This is a genomic window from Pseudomonas sp. BF-RE-21, from assembly GCF_019947305.1.
In the GTDB taxonomy this organism is placed as follows: Bacteria; Pseudomonadota; Gammaproteobacteria; order Pseudomonadales; family Pseudomonadaceae; genus Aquipseudomonas; species Aquipseudomonas migulae.
In genome coordinates this window covers 213165-230741 of the sequence record NZ_JAGYGF010000002.1, presented here as the reverse complement: position 1 = coordinate 230741, position 17577 = coordinate 213165, and the positions used below count along the sequence as shown (strand labels likewise).

At 56.8% G+C, this 17577-nt stretch carries 18 protein-coding genes; 15 read left to right on the top strand and 3 right to left on the bottom strand.

Annotated elements, in window-relative coordinates; genetic code table 11:
- Window positions 1-2: 2 nt before the first annotated feature.
- The 3 genes from recF to dnaA are packed head-to-tail and all read right to left on the bottom strand — an operon-like array spanning window position 3 to window position 3790.
- A complete protein-coding gene (gene recF, locus KGB25_RS02635; protein ID WP_008041454.1) occupies window positions 3-1106 on the bottom strand; it encodes a DNA replication/repair protein RecF in 1104 nt (367 codons plus the stop codon).
- A gap of 20 nt (window positions 1107-1126) precedes the next feature.
- Window positions 1127-2230, bottom strand: coding sequence for a DNA polymerase III subunit beta (gene dnaN, locus KGB25_RS02630; RefSeq protein WP_008027555.1), 1104 nt, complete (start codon window positions 2228-2230; stop codon window positions 1127-1129).
- 39 nt (window positions 2231-2269) lie between these two features.
- On the bottom strand, window positions 2270-3790 hold the full coding sequence (dnaA, locus tag KGB25_RS02625; protein WP_008027554.1) for a chromosomal replication initiator protein DnaA: 1521 nt from the start codon (window positions 3788-3790) through the stop codon (window positions 2270-2272).
- Window positions 3791-4356: 566 nt separating this feature from the next.
- On the opposite strand from dnaA, the gene rpmH reads away from it, so the two are divergent.
- The 15 genes from rpmH to atpA all read left to right on the top strand — a co-directional run bounded on the left by rpmH (window position 4357) and on the right by atpA (window position 17549).
- Window positions 4357-4491 carry a 50S ribosomal protein L34 gene (gene rpmH / locus KGB25_RS02620; RefSeq protein ID WP_003213577.1) on the top strand — a complete coding sequence of 45 codons (135 nt, stop codon included), beginning with the start codon at window positions 4357-4359 and terminating at the stop codon, window positions 4489-4491.
- A gap of 16 nt (window positions 4492-4507) precedes the next feature.
- Window positions 4508-4909: a ribonuclease P protein component gene (gene rnpA / locus KGB25_RS02615; protein WP_028620331.1), complete on the top strand. Its 402-nt coding sequence runs from the start codon at window positions 4508-4510 to the stop codon at window positions 4907-4909.
- Window positions 4902-5147 (top strand): membrane protein insertion efficiency factor YidD, encoded by a 246-nt coding sequence (gene yidD / locus KGB25_RS02610; protein ID WP_010207715.1) that lies wholly within the window; start codon window positions 4902-4904, stop codon window positions 5145-5147. Before rnpA ends, yidD begins: the two co-directional genes overlap by 8 nt.
- Before the next feature lie 2 nt (window positions 5148-5149).
- Window positions 5150-6835, top strand: coding sequence for a membrane protein insertase YidC (yidC, locus tag KGB25_RS02605; RefSeq protein ID WP_008041448.1), 1686 nt, complete (start codon window positions 5150-5152; stop codon window positions 6833-6835).
- A 79-nt stretch (window positions 6836-6914) separates the two neighbouring features.
- Window positions 6915-8285, top strand: a complete 1371-nt coding sequence (gene mnmE / locus KGB25_RS02600) for a tRNA uridine-5-carboxymethylaminomethyl(34) synthesis GTPase MnmE (protein ID WP_223434176.1) — start codon at window positions 6915-6917, stop codon at window positions 8283-8285.
- Window positions 8286-8836: 551 nt separating this feature from the next.
- Window positions 8837-10735 carry a tRNA uridine-5-carboxymethylaminomethyl(34) synthesis enzyme MnmG gene (gene mnmG / locus KGB25_RS02595; protein WP_008027545.1) on the top strand — a complete coding sequence of 633 codons (1899 nt, stop codon included), beginning with the start codon at window positions 8837-8839 and terminating at the stop codon, window positions 10733-10735.
- Window positions 10732-11376 (top strand): 16S rRNA (guanine(527)-N(7))-methyltransferase RsmG, encoded by a 645-nt coding sequence (gene rsmG / locus KGB25_RS02590; protein WP_007948096.1) that lies wholly within the window; start codon window positions 10732-10734, stop codon window positions 11374-11376. The genes mnmG and rsmG overlap by 4 nt, the downstream gene beginning before the upstream one ends.
- An 18-nt stretch (window positions 11377-11394) precedes the next feature.
- Entirely contained in the window at window positions 11395-12192 is a 798-nt protein-coding gene (locus KGB25_RS02585) for a ParA family protein (protein WP_008027543.1), read from the top strand.
- Between the two features lie 9 nt (window positions 12193-12201).
- Window positions 12202-13074 (top strand): ParB/RepB/Spo0J family partition protein, encoded by an 873-nt coding sequence (locus tag KGB25_RS02580; RefSeq protein ID WP_008027541.1) that lies wholly within the window; start codon window positions 12202-12204, stop codon window positions 13072-13074.
- 148 nt (window positions 13075-13222) lie between these two features.
- Window positions 13223-13630 (top strand): F0F1 ATP synthase subunit I, encoded by a 408-nt coding sequence (locus KGB25_RS02575; RefSeq protein ID WP_008027539.1) that lies wholly within the window; start codon window positions 13223-13225, stop codon window positions 13628-13630.
- A 16-nt stretch (window positions 13631-13646) separates the two neighbouring features.
- Window positions 13647-14516 (top strand): F0F1 ATP synthase subunit A, encoded by an 870-nt coding sequence (gene atpB / locus KGB25_RS02570; protein ID WP_008027537.1) that lies wholly within the window; start codon window positions 13647-13649, stop codon window positions 14514-14516.
- 133 nt (window positions 14517-14649) lie between these two features.
- Window positions 14650-14907, top strand: a complete 258-nt coding sequence (gene atpE / locus KGB25_RS02565; RefSeq protein ID WP_002555987.1) for a F0F1 ATP synthase subunit C — start codon at window positions 14650-14652, stop codon at window positions 14905-14907.
- Between the two features lie 56 nt (window positions 14908-14963).
- Entirely contained in the window at window positions 14964-15434 is a 471-nt protein-coding gene (locus KGB25_RS02560) for a F0F1 ATP synthase subunit B (RefSeq protein ID WP_008027535.1), read from the top strand.
- 12 nt (window positions 15435-15446) lie between these two features.
- Entirely contained in the window at window positions 15447-15983 is a 537-nt protein-coding gene (locus KGB25_RS02555; RefSeq protein WP_008027533.1) for a F0F1 ATP synthase subunit delta, read from the top strand.
- A 21-nt stretch (window positions 15984-16004) separates the two neighbouring features.
- The gene (atpA, locus tag KGB25_RS02550) at window positions 16005-17549 is read left to right on the top strand and encodes a F0F1 ATP synthase subunit alpha (protein ID WP_008027530.1); all 1545 of its coding nucleotides are present in this window, start codon (window positions 16005-16007) and stop codon (window positions 17547-17549) included.
- Window positions 17550-17577: the final 28 nt, after the last annotated feature.

The window sequence follows — 17577 nt, the reverse complement described above, 5'->3', positions numbered from 1 at the left end:
CTTCACTCCCGATGGTCGTGGGTCTGGGTGATACGGCCCTGTTCCACGTGGAACAGAGCGACTGGCGTTTCCGTCTGCCAGCCTTCCCTCAATAATTCGTGATCTACACAGGTGATAAACACCTGGCAGCGTAAGTCTTCCAACAAGCGGCAAAGCGCGCGGCGGTGCTGCTCGTCCAGTTCGGACGGCAAGTCATCCACCAGATAAATACACTGGCCGCGTCGGGCCTGGCTGACCAGGTGCCCTTGGGCAATCCGCAATGCACAGACCACCAACTTCTGCTGACCGCGGGACAAGATGTCCGCGGCGTTATGTGCGCCCAATCTGAGGCGCAAATCAGCGCGTTGTGGTCCGGCCTGGGTATGCCCCATCTGCTGGTCTCGCTGAACGGACCCAGCGAGCACTGCACTCAATTCGCGGTCTTTGTCCCAGCCTCGGTAATAGCTGAGCGTCAAACCTTCAAGCTCAACCAGTTCGCTCAAGGTCTGTTCAAAGACTGGTTTCAAGGCTTTGATATAGGCACGGCGGTATTCATCAATTTCAGCGCTGGCCTGGCACAGTTCCCTGTCCCAAACCGCTTGCGAAACGGCGTCAAGTGTACCATGCCGCAGCCAAGAGTTTCTCTGGCGCAGGGCCTTCTGCAAGCGCTGCCAGGTGGACATGAACCGCGGTTCCACGTGGAACACGCCCCAGTCGAGAAACTGTCGGCGAATCTTCGGTGCACCTTCAAGCAGGCGGAAGCTATCAGGGTTGATCAGTTGCAGCGGCAGGATCTCCGCCAGCTGTGCCGCACTGCGCGCGTTCTGCCCGTCAATACGGATCTGGAATTCGCCTTGGCGGTCCCGTGATATCCCCAGTGCGCTGTGCCCGCCCTCAGCCAACTCAACCTGACCGAATACGGTGCAGGCCAATTGCTCGTACTGAATAACCGGCAAAAGGCGGGTACTACGAAACGAACGGGCAAGCCCCAGCAGGTGAATGGCTTCCAGAACACTGGTTTTGCCGCTGCCGTTGGCGCCGTAAAGAATGTTGATTCGGGGGGAAGGGGAGAAGGTCACCGGGTGCAGATTGCGCACCGCGGTGACCGAGACGCGACTTAATGACATCTAGCTTCTGCTGAGCATGATTACAGACGCATCGGCATGACAACGTAGGCCGAGTCATCATTGTCGGACTCTTGCACCAGCGCACTGCTGTTGGAGTCGGACAGGATCAGGCGAACCTGCTCAGTGGTCATCACGCCCAGCACGTCGAGCAAGTAGCTCACGTTGAAGCCGATTTCCAGATTGCCGCCGTTGTACTCAACGCCCACTTCTTCTTCCGCTTCTTCCTGCTCCGGGTTGTTGGCCTGGATCTTCAACTGACCGCTGGCCAGTTGCAGACGGATACCGCGGTACTTCTCGTTGGACAGAATCGCGGTACGGCTGAAAGCTTCACGCAACGCCTGACGATCGCCGAGCACCAGTTTATCGCCGCCCTTCGGCAGAACACGCTCATAGTCCGGGAATTTACCGTCGACCAGTTTAGAGGTGAAGGTGAACTCGCCTGTCGTGGCGCGGATGTGATGCTGGCCCAGGACGATGCTGACATTGCCGTCCGGCTCGGTCAGCAGGCGCGCCAGCTCAAGGATACCCTTGCGCGGCACGATGACCTGGTGGCGATCCGGCTGACCGATGTCGGCCTGCATCGAGCACATGGCCAGACGGTGACCGTCGGTGGCCACGGCGCGGATGATCCCGGCCGAGACTTCCAGCAGCATGCCGTTCAGGTAATAACGCACGTCCTGCTGGGCCATGGCGAAGCTGGTGCGTTCAATCAGACGACGCAGTTTGCTTTGCTCAAGGCTGCAAGTCAGCGAACCCGGACCTTCTTCAACGGTCGGGAAATCGTTCGCCGGCAGGGTCGACAGGGTGAAGCGGCTACGGCCAGCCTTCACCACCAGCTTCTGCTCGTCGACCTTGATGTCGATCAGCGCGTCGTTCGGCAGGCTTTTGCAGATGTCCATCAGCTTGCGCGCAGGCACAGTGATGGAACCCGGGTCAGCAGGCTCTTCGAGTTGTACACGACCGACCAGCTCGACTTCCAGGTCGGTACCGGTCAGCGACAGTTGCTGGCCTTCGACAACCAGCAGCACGTTGGAGAGCACCGGCAAGGTCTGTCGGCGCTCGACGACGCCTGCGACCAGTTGCAGGGGTTTCAACAGGGCTTCGCGTTGAATGGTGAAATGCATGGTCTAGTCCCTTGCCTTAATAAGCTGCGCTGGTGTTCATCAAGTTGTCAGAGTACGCAGCAGGTTCTTGTAGTCCTCGCGGATGTCCGCGTCGGATTCCTTAAGTTCGTTGATCTTGCGGCAGGCGTGCAAAACAGTCGTGTGGTCGCGGCCGCCAAACACATCGCCGATTTCCGGCAGGCTGTGGTTAGTCAACTCTTTGGACAACGCCATGGCAACCTGACGCGGACGAGCGACCGAGCGTGAACGACGCTTGGACAGCAGGTCGGAAATCTTGATTTTGTAGTACTCAGCGACAGTGCGCTGAATGTTATCCACAGAGACCAGTTTGTCTTGCAGCGCCAACAGATCTTTCAGGGATTCGCGAATCAGCTCGATGGTGATATCGCGGCCCATGAAGTGCGAGTGGGCGATTACGCGTTTAAGCGCACCTTCCAGCTCACGGACGTTGGAGCGAATACGTTGGGCGATGAAGAACGCCGCGTCGTGGGGCAGATCGACTTTGGCCTGGTCGGCCTTTTTCATCAGGATCGCGACACGGGTTTCCAGCTCCGGCGGCTCGACGGCTACCGTCAGGCCCCAGCCGAAGCGGGATTTGAGGCGCTCTTCAAGGCCTTCGATTTCTTTAGGGTAGCGGTCACTGGTGAGAATGACCTGCTGGCCACCTTCGAGCAGGGCGTTGAAGGTGTGGAAAAACTCTTCCTGCGAACGTTCCTTGCGGGCGAAGAACTGAATGTCATCGATCAGCAATGCGTCCACCGAACGGTAGAAGCGCTTGAACTCGTTGATCGCGTTCAGTTGCAGAGCCTTGACCATATCGGCCACGAAACGCTCCGAATGCAGGTACACGACCTTGGCATTCGGGTTCTTCTTTAATAGATGGTTACCCACAGCGTGCATCAAGTGAGTTTTACCCAAGCCAACACCGCCATAAAGGAAGAGCGGGTTGTAACCGTGCTTGGGGTTGTCCGCCACCTGCCAGGCCGCAGCCCGGGCCAGTTGGTTGGACTTACCTTCGACGAAGTTCTCGAAGGTGAAAGTGCGGTTCAGGTAACTGGTGTGCTTGAGCGCACCTTCGACCTGCACCGTGCGCTGCTCGGAACGCACCGGGGCCTGTTGAGAACTGGCGCCGGCCATCGGATCGAAGCTGTCGCGCGATGGCTCTTCACTGACTTCGGCAACTTTCTGGGTCGAACGCTTGGTCGGTGTGGCCGTCGGGGCAGGTGCCGGCGCACTGACAGGCGCTTGAGCCGCCTGTGCCTGAGACGCAGCGGCAGCCAGTGGAGCATTCGGGGCAGCCCGTGGCGCCGAACTGCGTTTGCTGCCTATTAATAAGGAAAGCGCCGGCGCCATGCCATTGCCATGCTCATCCAGCAGTTCAAGGACGCGGCCCAGGTACTTTTCGTTGACCCAGTCGAGAACAAAACGATTCGGCGCGTAGACACGCAACTCGTCGCCTTCGGCTTCGACCTGTAGTGGACGGATCCAAGTGTTGAATTGTTGGGCAGGCAGCTCATCGCGCAAAAGCTCCACGCACTGCTGCCAAAGTTCCACTGACACGGATATCCCCTAAGTTGAAAGCCGGTGAGGCAAAAACAAGCGGCCATTGTAGCGACCAGACGCCGACTTATCCACACGTAGGTGGGTTACTGACCAAGAAGAATCAACGTTTTATAGGTAAAAAAGACGACCAGTGGTCTGTGCATAAGGTCTGTGGATAACCGCCCTTGAGGTCGTTGCACAAGTGGGGGCGAAACTCGGTGGATAACCTGCCTGTGGATAACAGCCCCTTTCACACACAGCTTATCCGACAGCGCAGCACAGGCTGACCACCGTTTTCCACCGTAGTTGTCATTCTCTGTACATCACGGGATAGAAGGCCTGAAGGTAGTTATCCACAGATGATCGGTGTCCTAGCTTTTATAAGCTTTACAGAAAAGCTTTAAATACTTTCCTTCTTTATTTTTATATTTGGCTGGAGGTGAAGACGAGCAAAACGTCTGGAGATCTATTTATAAGGAAACGTTGGTTGGAAATTGACCTAGAGGCTTGCTTTCTCTAGAATCCCCGGTCTCTTAAAACGGGGGCCATTCCGGCCCGTTGTGGACGAACCAGGTAACACGACAATGAAACGTACTTTCCAACCAAGCACTATCAAACGCGCTCGTACCCACGGTTTCCGTGCTCGCATGGCTACCAAGAACGGTCGTGCCGTTCTGTCGCGTCGTCGCGCCAAAGGTCGTGCGCGTCTGGCAGTTTGATAAGCCGGCACTGGAGGTGAGTCAGGACTTCAGTCGGGAAAAGCGTCTGCTTACTCCCCGGCATTTCAAGGCAGTCTTTGACTCCCCTACCGGCAAGGTTCCGGGGAAAAATCTCCTGCTCCTTGCGCGCAACAACGATCTTGATCACCCCCGTCTCGGGCTGGTTATCGGGAAAAAGAGCGTAAAGCTCTCCGTCGAGCGCAATCGCCTCAAACGTCTGATGCGCGAATCGTTCCGTCTGAACCAGGATTCACTGGTCGGCTGGGATATCGTTATCGTCGCGCGCAAAGGTTTGGGTGACGTAGAAAACCCCGAATTGATTCAGCATTTCGGCAAACTCTGGAAGCGTCTGGCACGCAGCACGCCGGTACCAGCAGTCAAAACCGAAACTGTAGGGGTAGACAGTCCCGATGCGTAAACTGGCACTCGTTCCGATCCAGTTTTATCGCTATGCCATTAGTCCTCTGATGGCCAGTCACTGTCGTTTCTACCCCAGTTGTTCCTGCTACGCGTTAGAAGCCATAGAAAATCATGGCCTTCTGCGCGGTGGCTGGCTGACCTTTCGTCGTTTAGGTCGCTGTCATCCGTGGAATCCCGGTGGTTATGACCCGGTTCCACCTATCCCTACCTCCCGTTCTTCTTCGATGGCCGAGTAATCATGGATATCAAACGCACGATCCTGATCGTCGCCCTGGCAATCGTGTCCTACGTTATGGTTCTTAAATGGAACCAGGACTATGGCCAGGCTGCCCTGCCGACTCAGAATGTTGCTTCCAGTACTTCCGCACCGGGCCTACCGGATACGGCGACTGGCAATAATGCTTCTGTCAGTGACGACATTCCGCGCGCCGCAAGCGATACCAGTGCCACTGCACCTGCTGAAACACCAGTAGCTGCAAGCAAAGACCTCATCCAGATCAAAACGGATGTGCTCAACCTGGCTATCGATCCACAAGGTGGCGATGTTGCACAGTTGACGCTGCCGCTGTATCCACGTCGCCAGGACCATCCGGAAATTCCATTCCAGTTGTTCGATAACGGCAACGAGCGGACTTATCTGGCTCAAAGCGGTTTGATCGGTACCGATGGTCCGGACGCAAGTCCTGCCGGTCGTCCGGTTTACTCCTCCGAGAAGAAGATCTACCAACTGGCTGACGGTCAGGACCAATTGGTCGTAGACCTGAAGTTCAGCAAGGACGGCGTCAACTACATCAAGCGTTTCACACTGAAACGTGGCCTGTACGACGTAACCGTTTCCTACGTGATCGACAACGAAAGCGCCAAGCCTTGGTCGGGCGCGATGTTCGCCCAACTGAAGCGCGACGCCAGCTCCGATCCTTCTTCCAGCACTGCCACCGGCACCGCGACTTACCTGGGCGCCGCCCTGTGGACAAGTAACGAGCCGTACAAGAAAGTGTCGATGAAGGACATGGACAAGGCTCAGCTGAAAGAAACCGTGAACGGTGGTTGGGTTGCCTGGTTGCAACACTACTTCGTGACCGCATGGATTCCGGCGAAGGGCGAAAACAACGTCGTCCAGACCCGTAAAGACAGCAAAGGCAACTACATCATCGGCTACACCGCCCCGGCAATGACTGTTGCGCCAGGTGCGAAAGCCGAAACCAGCGCTGTTCTGTACGCCGGTCCGAAAAGCCAGGCTGTGCTGAAAGAGTTGTCCCCAGGTCTGGAACTGACCGTCGACTACGGCATTCTGTGGTTCATTGCCCAGCCAATCTTCTGGCTGCTGCAACACATCCACGCGCTGGTCGGTAACTGGGGCTGGTCGATCATCTTCCTGACCATGCTGATCAAAGGGATTTTCTTCCCGCTGTCGGCAGCCAGCTACAAATCCATGGCCCGCATGCGCGCAGTGGCACCGAAACTGGCCGCGCTGAAAGAGCAACATGGCGATGACCGGCAGAAAATGTCGCAAGCCATGATGGAGCTGTACAAGAAAGAGAAGATCAATCCGCTGGGTGGTTGCTTGCCAATCCTCGTGCAGATGCCGGTTTTCCTCTCGCTGTACTGGGTTCTGCTGGAAAGCGTTGAAATGCGCCAAGCGCCGTTCATGCTGTGGATTACTGACCTGTCGATCAAGGATCCGTTCTTCATTCTGCCGATCATCATGGGTGCAACCATGTTCATCCAGCAGCAGTTGAACCCGACTCCTCCGGATCCGATGCAGGCCAAGGTGATGAAGCTGATGCCAATCATCTTCACCTTCTTCTTCCTGTGGTTCCCGGCTGGTCTGGTGCTGTACTGGGTAGTGAACAACTGCCTGTCCATCGCCCAACAGTGGTACATCACTCGTAAAATCGAAGCGGCTACTAAAGCAGCTGCCTGATTTACACTGTGGATAACCACTCAAAACGCCCCCTAGTGGGGCGTTTTGCTATCTGTCACTTTTGTCTGGATACCGGTTTATGAGCGCTCCTCGTGAAACCATCGCCGCCGTCGCCACCGCTCAAGGTCGTGGCGGCGTAGGCATCGTCCGTATTTCCGGGCCGCTGGCGAGCGTTGCGGCCAAGGCCTTCAGCGGTCGTGAACTCAAGCCGCGATTCGCCCACTACGGCCCGTTTTTCGATCAAAACGAAGAGGTGCTGGACCAGGGCATTGCCTTGTATTTTCCGGGCCCGAACTCGTTCACCGGCGAAGATGTGCTGGAACTCCAGGGTCATGGCGGCCCGATTGTTCTCGACATGCTGCTCAAGCGATGCCTTGAACTGGGGTGCCGTCTGGCACGACCAGGTGAATTCAGTGAGCGTGCGTTCCTCAATGACAAACTCGATCTGGCACAGGCCGAAGCAATCGCCGACCTGATCGAGGCCAGTTCTGCACAGGCCGCCCGCAATGCATTGCGCTCCTTGCAGGGGGCATTTTCCGATCGTGTGCATAACCTCACCGAGCAACTGATCGGCCTGCGGATTTACGTAGAAGCGGCCATCGACTTCCCGGAAGAAGAAATCGACTTCCTTGCCGATGGCCATGTACTGAGCATGCTCGACAAAGTCAGGGAAGAGTTATCCACCGTGCTGCGCGAAGCCGGGCAGGGTGCGTTGCTGCGTGACGGCATGACGGTGGTGATCGCCGGTCGGCCAAATGCCGGTAAATCCAGTTTGCTCAACGCACTGGCGGGTCGTGAAGCAGCGATCGTGACCGAGATTGCCGGCACCACCCGTGACATTTTGCGCGAACATATCCACATCGATGGCATGCCGCTTCACGTGGTAGATACCGCTGGTCTGCGAGATACCGATGACCATGTGGAAAAAATTGGTGTTGAACGGGCGTTGAAAGCCATTAGCGAAGCTGATCGAGTGCTGTTGGTGGTCGATGCCACCGCACCGGAAGCGCTTGATCCGTTCGCGTTGTGGCCAGAGTTCCTGGAAACCCGCCCGGGTCCGGCAAAAGTCACGTTGATCCGTAACAAGGCCGACCTTACGGGCGAAGCGATTGCCCTGGAAGTCAGTGAGGATGGCCATGTGACCATCAGTCTGAGTGCCAAGTCGGCCGGCGAAGGCCTGGAACTGCTGCGTGATCATCTCAAGGCCTGCATGGGTTATGAACAGACGTCGGAAAGCAGCTTCAGTGCTCGCAGGCGTCACCTTGAGGCGTTGCGTCATGCCAGTGCATCCCTCGAGCACGGCCGTGCGCAGCTGACTCTGGCGGGTGCCGGCGAGCTACTGGCCGAAGATTTGCGCCAGGCTCAACATGCCTTGGGCGAGATCACCGGTGCATTCAGCTCCGACGACCTGCTGGGACGGATCTTTTCCAGTTTCTGTATCGGCAAATAGCCCTATCGTTGTCCACAGACAGGCCATTCGCGCCTGTCTGTTCTCACCCCTTTTCCTGAATTGCCTCCAGTGCCGAGCAGATTCTTTCTGCCCGGGCGGATTTTCTGCGCCCGGGATTTGATCAATCGCTGCTTTTCTGTGGATTAAGCCCTGTGAATAACTGCCGCTAAGGGCAGTTGATAACAGGGCCTCAAAACTGAAGATAACCGCCTCTGTGGATAACCACCCCTTTCATCCACAGGCTTACACCGGTTATCCAAGGGCCTCATTGGCACATGACCACAGGGTTTTGATTCTCTGTACATATTGAAAACAAAGGGCTGTACGAATCTATCCACAGAAATGGTGCTCAGTAGAAATAAACATAAAAACAAAGATTTAATAAATTTCTTTCTTTTTAATTTCTATAACCCCGACTTCTCCACAGCTGGTTAAATTTTGTGCAAAGGGTTCTTTAGGAAGGGCGAAGTCCCTATACTTGTCGACCAGGTCCAAAAACCTGAGCTCAAACTATTCCTGAATTACCTACTTAAGCAGGCACGAGGTGCGTGGTGGATTTCCCTTCCCGTTTTGAAGTGATCGTCATCGGCGGCGGTCATGCCGGTACCGAGGCAGCACTGGCCTCAGCACGTATGGGGGCAAAAACCCTGTTGCTGACGCATAACGTGGAAACCCTCGGTGCCATGAGTTGCAACCCGGCCATTGGCGGGATCGGCAAAAGCCACCTGGTAAAAGAAATCGATGCCCTCGGCGGCGCGATGGCCATGGCTACCGATAAAGGCGGCATTCAGTTTCGCGTGTTGAACAGCCGCAAAGGCCCGGCCGTGCGTGCAACCCGCGCCCAGGCAGACCGGGTTCTGTACAAGGCCGCTGTCCGCGAAGCATTGGAAAACCAGCCGAACCTGTGGATATTTCAACAAGCCGCTGATGACCTGATCGTTGAACAGGAACAAGTGCGCGGTGTTGTCACCCAAATGGGCCTGCGTTTCTTCGCCGACTCCGTGGTGTTGACCACTGGCACCTTCCTCGGTGGACTTATCCACATCGGAATGCAGAATTATTCCGGTGGTCGTGCCGGTGATCCGCCGTCGATCGCCCTGGCTCGCCGTCTGCGCGAATTGCCACTGCGTGTTGGCCGATTGAAAACCGGTACACCGCCGCGTATCGACGGTCGGTCTGTGGATTTCTCGGTGATGACCGAGCAAGCCGGTGATACGCCGATCCCGGTGATGTCGTTCATGGGTTCCAAAGAGCAGCATCCGAAACAGGTCAGCTGCTGGATTACCCACACCAACGCCCGGACCCACGAAATCATCGCAGCGAACCTCGACCGTTCGCCGATGTATTCCGATGCAGGGTTGATCGAAGGTATCGGCCCGCGTTACTGCCCGTCGATCGAAGACAAGATCCACCGCTTTGCCGACAAGGAAAGCCACCAGGTCTTCATCGAACCGGAAGGTTTGACCACTCACGAGCTGTACCCGAACGGGATATCCACATCCCTGCCGTTCGACGTGCAATTGCAGATCGTGCAATCGATTCGCGGCATGGAAAACGCGCACATCGTGCGTCCGGGCTACGCCATCGAGTACGACTACTTCGACCCGCGTGACCTGAAGTACAGCCTGGAAACCAAAGTTATCGGCGGTCTGTTTTTCGCCGGACAAATCAATGGCACCACCGGATACGAAGAAGCCGGCGCCCAGGGTTTGCTGGCCGGGGCCAACGCTGCACTGCGTGCGCAAGGCAAAGACGCCTGGTGCCCGCGTCGCGACGAGGCGTACATCGGCGTGTTGGTTGACGACCTGATTACCCTTGGAACTCAAGAGCCGTACCGGATGTTCACATCCCGCGCCGAGTACCGTCTGATCTTGCGTGAAGACAACGCGGACCTGCGCCTGACCGAAAAAGGTCGCGAGCTGGGTCTGGTGGATGACGCGCGCTGGGCGGCGTTCTGCACCAAACGCGAAAGCATCACGCTGGAAGAGCAGCGCCTGAAAAGTACCTGGGTTCGCCCGGGCACCGAGCAGGGCGATGCGATTTCCGAGAAATTCGGCACGCCGCTGACTCACGAATACAACCTGCTCAACCTCTTGAGCCGTCCGGAAATCGACTACGCTGGTCTGATCGCTGTGACTGGCGGGGGCGCAGAAGATCCACAAGTCGCCGAACAGGTCGAAATCAAGACCAAATACGCCGGTTATATCGATCGTCAGCAAGATGAAATCGCACGTCTGCGGGCGAGCGAAGACACGAAACTGCCTGTGGATATCGATTACACGAACATTTCCGGTCTCTCCAAAGAGATCCAGAGCAAGCTCGGTGCGACCCGTCCAGAAACACTGGGCCAGGCGTCACGCATTCCGGGTGTTACACCGGCAGCCATTTCGCTGTTGATGATTCATTTGAAAAAACGCGGCGCTGGCCGTCAGTTGGAGCAAAGCGCTTGAGTTCGTTGGTCACCTCGCAACACGCCGAAGAGTTATCCACAGGTGCTCGCCAGCTCGGTGTCACATTGACCGAAACCCAACACGCGCAGTTGTTGGGTTATCTGGCCCTGTTGATCAAATGGAACAAGGCCTACAACCTGACCGCCGTGCGCGATCCGGACGAAATGGTCTCGCGTCACCTGCTCGATAGTTTGAGCGTGATGTCGTTCATCGAAAACGGTCGCTGGCTGGACGTTGGCAGTGGCGGCGGCATGCCGGGCATTCCACTTGCCATCCTGTTTCCAGAGTCCCAAGTGACCTGCCTGGACAGCAACGGCAAGAAAACCCGCTTCCTGACCCAGGTCAAACTCGAACTCAAACTGGATAACCTGCAAGTTATCCACAGTCGCGTCGAAGCCTTCCAGCCTGCACAGCCTTTCAACGGGATCATTTCCCGGGCGTTCAGCAGCATGGAGAACTTCAGCAACTGGACGCGCCACCTTGGCGATGCCGATACACGTTGGCTGGCAATGAAGGGCGTTCATCCGGCCGATGAGCTGGTAGCATTGCCGGCAGACTTCCACCTCGATAGCGAACACGCCCTGGCCGTACCTGGTTGCCAAGGCCAACGCCATCTGCTGATACTGCGCCGCACGGCATGATTGGGAACACAAGCAAGAATGGCTAAGGTATTCGCGATAGCGAACCAAAAGGGTGGTGTGGGTAAAACCACCACCTGCATCAACCTCGCAGCTTCCCTGGTTGCTACCAAGCGCCGGGTGCTGTTGATCGATCTCGATCCACAGGGCAACGCCACCATGGGTAGCGGTGTGGATAAACACGGCCTGGAAAACTCGGTCTACGACTTGCTGATCGGCGAATGCGATCTGGCCCAGGCCATGCACTTCTCCGAGCACGGTGGTTACCAGCTGTTGCCGGCCAACCGCGACCTGACCGCGGCCGAAGTGGTTCTGCTGGAAATGCAGATGAAGGAAAGCCGCCTGCGCAGCGCGCTGGCGCCGATCCGTGAAAACTACGATTACATTTTGATCGACTGCCCGCCGTCGCTGTCGATGCTCACGCTGAACGCTTTGGTCGCCGCTGACGGGGTAATTATCCCCATGCAGTGCGAGTACTTTGCGCTCGAAGGCCTGAGCGACCTTGTGGATAACATCAAGCGCATCGCTGAACTGCTGAACCCGAACCTGAAAGTCGAAGGCCTGTTGCGCACGATGTATGACCCGCGCCTGAGCCTGATGAACGACGTGTCGGCGCAGTTGAAAGAACACTTCGGCGAGCAGCTCTACGACACGGTTATCCCGCGTAACATCCGCCTGGCCGAAGCGCCAAGCTACGGCATGCCGGCGCTGGCTTACGACAAGACTTCGCGGGGCGCCATTGCCTATCTGGCACTTGCCGGCGAGATGGTTCGCCGTCAGCGCAAAAACTCACGCACTGCCGCTGCTCAGGCAACTTAAGGAATCCCCATGGCCGTCAAGAAACGAGGTCTCGGACGTGGACTGGATGCACTGCTGAGCGGTCCGACTGTCAGCTCGCTGGAAGAGCAGGCTGTACAAGCCGATCAGCGTGAGCTGCAGCATTTGCCCCTGGACCTGATCCAGCGCGGCAAGTACCAGCCGCGTCGGGACATGGACCCGCAAGCGCTGGAAGAACTGGCGCAATCGATCAAGGCCCAGGGCGTGATGCAGCCGATTGTGGTTCGCCCGATCGGCAGCGGCCGCTTCGAAATCATCGCCGGCGAACGTCGCTGGCGTGCGAGCCAGCAGGCTGGCCAGGAAACCATCCCGGCGATGGTGCGCGATGTGCCGGATGAAACCGCCATCGCCATGGCGCTGATCGAGAACATCCAGCGCGAAGACCTCAATCCGATCGAAGAAGCGGTGGCCTTGCAGCGTTTGCAGCAGGAATTCCAGCTGACTCAGCAACAAGTGGCCGAAGCGGTGGGCAAATCCCGCGTGACTGTGGCCAACCTGCTACGCTTGATCGCATTGCCGGAAGTTATCAAGACCATGCTGTCGCACGGTGACCTGGAAATGGGTCATGCCCGTGCTTTGCTTGGTTTGCCGGAGAATCAACAGGTTGAAGGGGCGCGACATGTTGTCGCACGGGGGCTGACTGTGCGCCAGACTGAGGCACTGGTTCGCCAGTGGTTGAGTGGCAAACAGGAGCCTGCCGAACCGGTAAAACCGGACCCGGATATCGCCCGACTCGAGCAGCGTCTGGCTGAGCGCCTAGGCTCTGCGGTGCAGATCCGACACGGAAAGAAGGGGAAAGGGCAGTTGGTAATTGGTTACAACTCCCTCGATGAGCTTCAGGGTGTGCTCGCACACATTCGCTGAAACATTTCCTCATGTAGCGTGCAGTCGGAAATCACTACCTGACAGTTGAATAGGGGCAGAACCGCCCCTATACTCTGCGCGCATTTTGTCGGCACAAATTATGCCAAGTTATTGAATTCTGGCAGCCGACCATTGGGGAGTATTAGTGATGGAAACCCGCACGCCAAACCGCTTGCCGTTCCATCGCCTGGCAGTTTTTCCGGTGTTGATGGCTCAGTTTGTCGTGTTGCTGATCGCCGCTTTGGCGCTGTGGCAATGGCACGGAGTCGTTGCCGGGTACTCAGGACTCTGCGGAGGCCTGATAGCCTTGCTACCCAATGTTTATTTCGCTCACAGGGCATTTCGGTTTTCCGGCGCCCGAGCAGCTCAAGCCATCGTCCGGTCTTTTTATGCCGGCGAGGCGGGCAAACTGATTTTGACGGCAGTGCTTTTTGCATTGACGTTTGCAGGTGTGAAGCCATTGGCGCCGCTAGCTGTATTCGGCGTCTTCGTGTTGACCCAACTGGTCAGCTGGTTCGCGCCCCTGCTGATGAGAACAAGACTTTCGAGACCTTAGGGCGTTTGAGGCAACCATGGCAGAAACAACCGCTTCGGGCTATATCCAGCACCACTTGCAGAACCTGACCTTCGGTCAGCACCCAACCGGCGGGTGGGGTTTTGCCCACACCGCAGCAGAAGCCAAAGAAATGGGCTTCTGGGCTTTCCACGTCGATACCCTCGGCTGGTCGGTCGCTTTGGGTCTGATCTTCGTTCTTCTTTTCCGCATGGCGGCAAAGAAAGCGACTTCCGGTCAGCCTGGTGCTTTGCAGAACTTCGTTGAAGTATTGGTCGAATTCGTCGATGGCAGCGTGAAAGACAGCTTCCATGGCCGTAGCCCGGTGATTGCACCGCTGGCACTGACCATCTTCGTCTGGGTCTTCCTGATGAACGCCGTCGACCTGATCCCGGTCGACTGGATTCCTCAGCTGGCCATCCTGATCACTGGTGATGCGCACATTCCGTTCCGTGCCGTATCGACCACTGACCCGAACGCTACCCTGGGCATGGCCCTGTCGGTGTTCGCGTTGATCATTTTCTACAGCATCAAGGTCAAGGGCATCGGCGGCTTTGTCGGCGAGCTGACCCTGCACCCGTTCGGCAGCAAGAACATCTTCGTTCAGGCCCTGCTGATTCCGGTGAACTTCCTGCTGGAGTTCGTGACGCTGGTAGCCAAGCCAATCTCCCTGGCACTGCGTCTGTTCGGCAACATGTACGCCGGCGAGCTGGTCTTCATTCTGATTGCTGTGATGTTCGGCAGCGGTCTGCTCTGGCTTAGCGGCCTGGGCGTAGTTCTGCAGTGGGCGTGGGCTGTGTTCCACATCCTGATCATCACCCTGCAGGCGTTTATCTTCATGATGCTGACCATCGTTTACCTTTCGATGGCGCACGAAGAGAACCATTAAGGCCAGTCTCGACTAGTCTGATGTCCCACCCGGTCAAACGGGTGGGGGCCCGAACAGGGCTATGAAACGATTTGTTTTACCGCTTTAAAATCTAAAAAACCTAAACCATACGACGTAAAAGTCGGGAGGAAAGATGGAAACTGTAGTTGGTCTAACCGCTATCGCTGTTGCACTGTTGATCGGCCTGGGCGCACTGGGTACCGCAATTGGTTTCGGCCTGTTGGGCGGCAAGTTCCTGGAAGGCGCAGCGCGTCAGCCAGAAATGGTTCCAATGCTGCAAGTTAAAATGTTCATCGTTGCCGGTCTGCTCGACGCCGTAACCATGATCGGTGTTGGTATCGCTCTGTTCTTCACCTTCGCGAACCCATTCGTTGGTCAACTCGCTGGCTAATCACTCGAACCTTCGAGTGATTGGTTTGATGTGCAACGAACGAGCGAGGTGTTGGCGTGAACATTAATGCAACCCTGATTGGCCAGTCCGTTGCGTTCTTCATTTTTGTACTGTTTTGCATGAAGTTCGTGTGGCCTCCGGTCATCGCGGCTTTGCACGAACGTCAGAAGAAGATCGCGGATGGACTGGACGCTGCCGCCCGAGCAGCTCGCGACCTGGAGTTGGCCCAAGATAAAGCGGGTCAACAACTGCGCGAAGCTAAGGCTCAGGCAGCTGAAATCATTGAGCAAGCCAAGAAACGCGGTAACCAGATTGTTGAAGAGGCTGTTGAAAAAGCCCGTATCGACGCTGACCGTGTGAAGGTTCAGGCTCAGGCCGAGATCGAGCAGGAACTGAACAGTGTCAAAGACGCGCTGCGTGCCCAACTGGGTGCACTGGCCGTTGGCGGCGCCGAGAAGATCCTGGGTGCCACAATCGATCAAAACGCGCACGCGGAGCTGGTAAACAAACTGGCTGCTGAAATTTAAGCGAGGGCGATCATGGCAGAATTGACCACGTTGGCCCGACCTTACGCTAAGGCAGCCTTCGAGCACGCCCAGGCCCACCAGCAACTGGCCTCTTGGTCAGCCATGCTCGGCCTGGCTGCAGCAGTGTCGCAAGACGACACCATGCAGCGCGTGCTCAAGGCCCCGCGACTGACGAGCGCAGACAAGGCCGCCACGTTTATTGACGTGTGCGGCGACAAGTTTGATGCCAAGGCACAGAACTTCATCAACGTCGTTGCCGAAAACGACCGTCTCCCGCTGTTGCCGGAGATATCCGCTCTGTTCGACCTGTACAAGGCCGAACAAGAGAAGTCGGTAGACGTTGAAGTGACCAGTGCTTTTGCATTGAACCAAGAACAGCAAGACAAACTCGCCAAGGTTCTCAGTGCACGACTCAACCGGGAAGTGCGCCTGCAAGTCGAGGAAGACAAATCCCTTATTGGGGGCATTGTCATCCGCGCCGGCGACCTGGTTATCGATGGCTCGGTTCGCGGCAAACTCGCGAGCCTTGCCGAAGCATTGAAATCTTGAGTTTGAAGGGGCAGCAGAGCAATGCAGCAACTCAATCCTTCCGAAATAAGTGAAATTATCAAGGGCCGCATCGACAAGCTCGATGTGACCTCCCAAGCCCGTAACGAAGGCACTGTCGTCAGCGTATCTGACGGTATCGTGCGGATTCACGGTCTGGCCGACGTAATGTACGGCGAGATGATCGAGTTTCCGGGCGGCGTCTTCGGTATGGCCCTCAACCTGGAGCAAGACTCTGTAGGTGCCGTTGTATTGGGCGCATACCAGACTCTGGCTGAAGGCATGAGCGCCAAGTGCACCGGCCGCATCCTCGAAGTTCCGGTTGGTAAGGAACTGCTGGGTCGCGTAGTCGACGCACTGGGTAACCCAGTTGACGGCAAAGGTCCGCTGAACAACACCGAGACCGACGCGGTCGAGAAAGTTGCTCCAGGCGTGATCTGGCGTAAGTCGGTAGACCAGCCTGTACAGACTGGCTACAAGGCTGTCGATGCCATGATCCCTGTCGGCCGTGGCCAGCGTGAGCTGATCATCGGTGACCGTCAGATCGGTAAAACCGCTCTGGCGATCGACGCGATCATCAACCAGAAAAACAGCGGCATTTTCTGCGTCTACGTAGCGATCGGTCAGAAACAATCGACCATCGCCAACGTGGTTCGCAAGCTGGAAGAAAACGGCGCACTGGCTAACACCATCGTCGTGGCAGCGAGCGCTTCGGAATCTGCAGCACTGCAATTCCTGGCACCGTACTCCGGTTGCACCATGGGTGAGTACTTCCGCGACCGCGGTGAAGACGCGCTGATCGTTTATGACGATCTGTCCAAGCAAGCAGTGGCTTACCGCCAGATTTCCCTGCTGCTGCGCCGTCCACCAGGCCGTGAAGCTTACCCAGGCGACGTGTTCTATCTCCACTCCCGTCTGCTGGAGCGCGCATCCCGCGTTTCGGAAGAATACGTAGAGAAGTTCACCAACGGCGCAGTGACCGGCAAAACCGGTTCCCTGACCGCACTGCCGATCATCGAAACCCAGGCTGGCGACGTTTCCGCGTTCGTTCCGACCAACGTGATTTCCATCACCGACGGTCAGATCTTCCTGGAATCGGCCATGTTCAACTCCGGGATCCGTCCTGCTGTGAACGCCGGTGTTTCGGTATCCCGTGTGGGTGGTGCCGCTCAGACCAAGATCATCAAGAAGCTCTCCGGTGGTATCCGTACCGCTCTGGCTCAGTACCGTGAACTGGCTGCATTCGCCCAGTTCGCTTCTGACCTGGACGAAGCGACCCGTAAGCAACTTGAGCATGGTCAGCGCGTTACCGAGCTGATGAAGCAGAAGCAATACGCACCAATGTCGATCGCTGACATGGCGCTGTCGCTGTATGCCGCTGAGCGTGGGTTCCTGACTGACGTTGAAATCGCCAAGATCGGCAGCTTCGAACAAGCGCTGATTGCTTTCTTCAACCGCGATCACGCCGAATTGATGGCGAAGATCAACGTGAAGGGTGACTTCAATGACGAAATCGACGCTGGCATGAAAGCCGGTATCGAGAAGTTCAAGGCCACCCAAACCTGGTAAGCCGCAGCGGGAGCCGCAAGGCTCCCGC

What these genes read in the sequence shown, in the direction of transcription:
- recF (WP_008041454.1), bottom strand. Translation starts at nt 1,106, where the DNA reads ATGTCATTAAGTCGCGTCTCGGTCACCGCGGTGCGCAATCTGCACCCG.
- dnaN (WP_008027555.1), bottom strand. Translation starts at nt 2,230, where the DNA reads ATGCATTTCACCATTCAACGCGAAGCCCTGTTGAAACCCCTGCAACTG.
- rpmH (WP_003213577.1), top strand. Translation starts at nt 4,357, where the DNA reads ATGAAACGTACTTTCCAACCAAGCACTATCAAACGCGCTCGTACCCAC.
- yidD (WP_010207715.1), top strand. Translation starts at nt 4,902, where the DNA reads ATGCGTAAACTGGCACTCGTTCCGATCCAGTTTTATCGCTATGCCATT.
- yidC (WP_008041448.1), top strand. Translation starts at nt 5,150, where the DNA reads ATGGATATCAAACGCACGATCCTGATCGTCGCCCTGGCAATCGTGTCC.
- mnmE (WP_223434176.1), top strand. Translation starts at nt 6,915, where the DNA reads ATGAGCGCTCCTCGTGAAACCATCGCCGCCGTCGCCACCGCTCAAGGT.
- KGB25_RS02585 (WP_008027543.1), top strand. Translation starts at nt 11,395, where the DNA reads ATGGCTAAGGTATTCGCGATAGCGAACCAAAAGGGTGGTGTGGGTAAA.
- KGB25_RS02580 (WP_008027541.1), top strand. Translation starts at nt 12,202, where the DNA reads ATGGCCGTCAAGAAACGAGGTCTCGGACGTGGACTGGATGCACTGCTG.
- KGB25_RS02575 (WP_008027539.1), top strand. Translation starts at nt 13,223, where the DNA reads ATGGAAACCCGCACGCCAAACCGCTTGCCGTTCCATCGCCTGGCAGTT.
- atpB (WP_008027537.1), top strand. Translation starts at nt 13,647, where the DNA reads ATGGCAGAAACAACCGCTTCGGGCTATATCCAGCACCACTTGCAGAAC.
- atpE (WP_002555987.1), top strand. Translation starts at nt 14,650, where the DNA reads ATGGAAACTGTAGTTGGTCTAACCGCTATCGCTGTTGCACTGTTGATC.
- KGB25_RS02555 (WP_008027533.1), top strand. Translation starts at nt 15,447, where the DNA reads ATGGCAGAATTGACCACGTTGGCCCGACCTTACGCTAAGGCAGCCTTC.
- atpA (WP_008027530.1), top strand. Translation starts at nt 16,005, where the DNA reads ATGCAGCAACTCAATCCTTCCGAAATAAGTGAAATTATCAAGGGCCGC.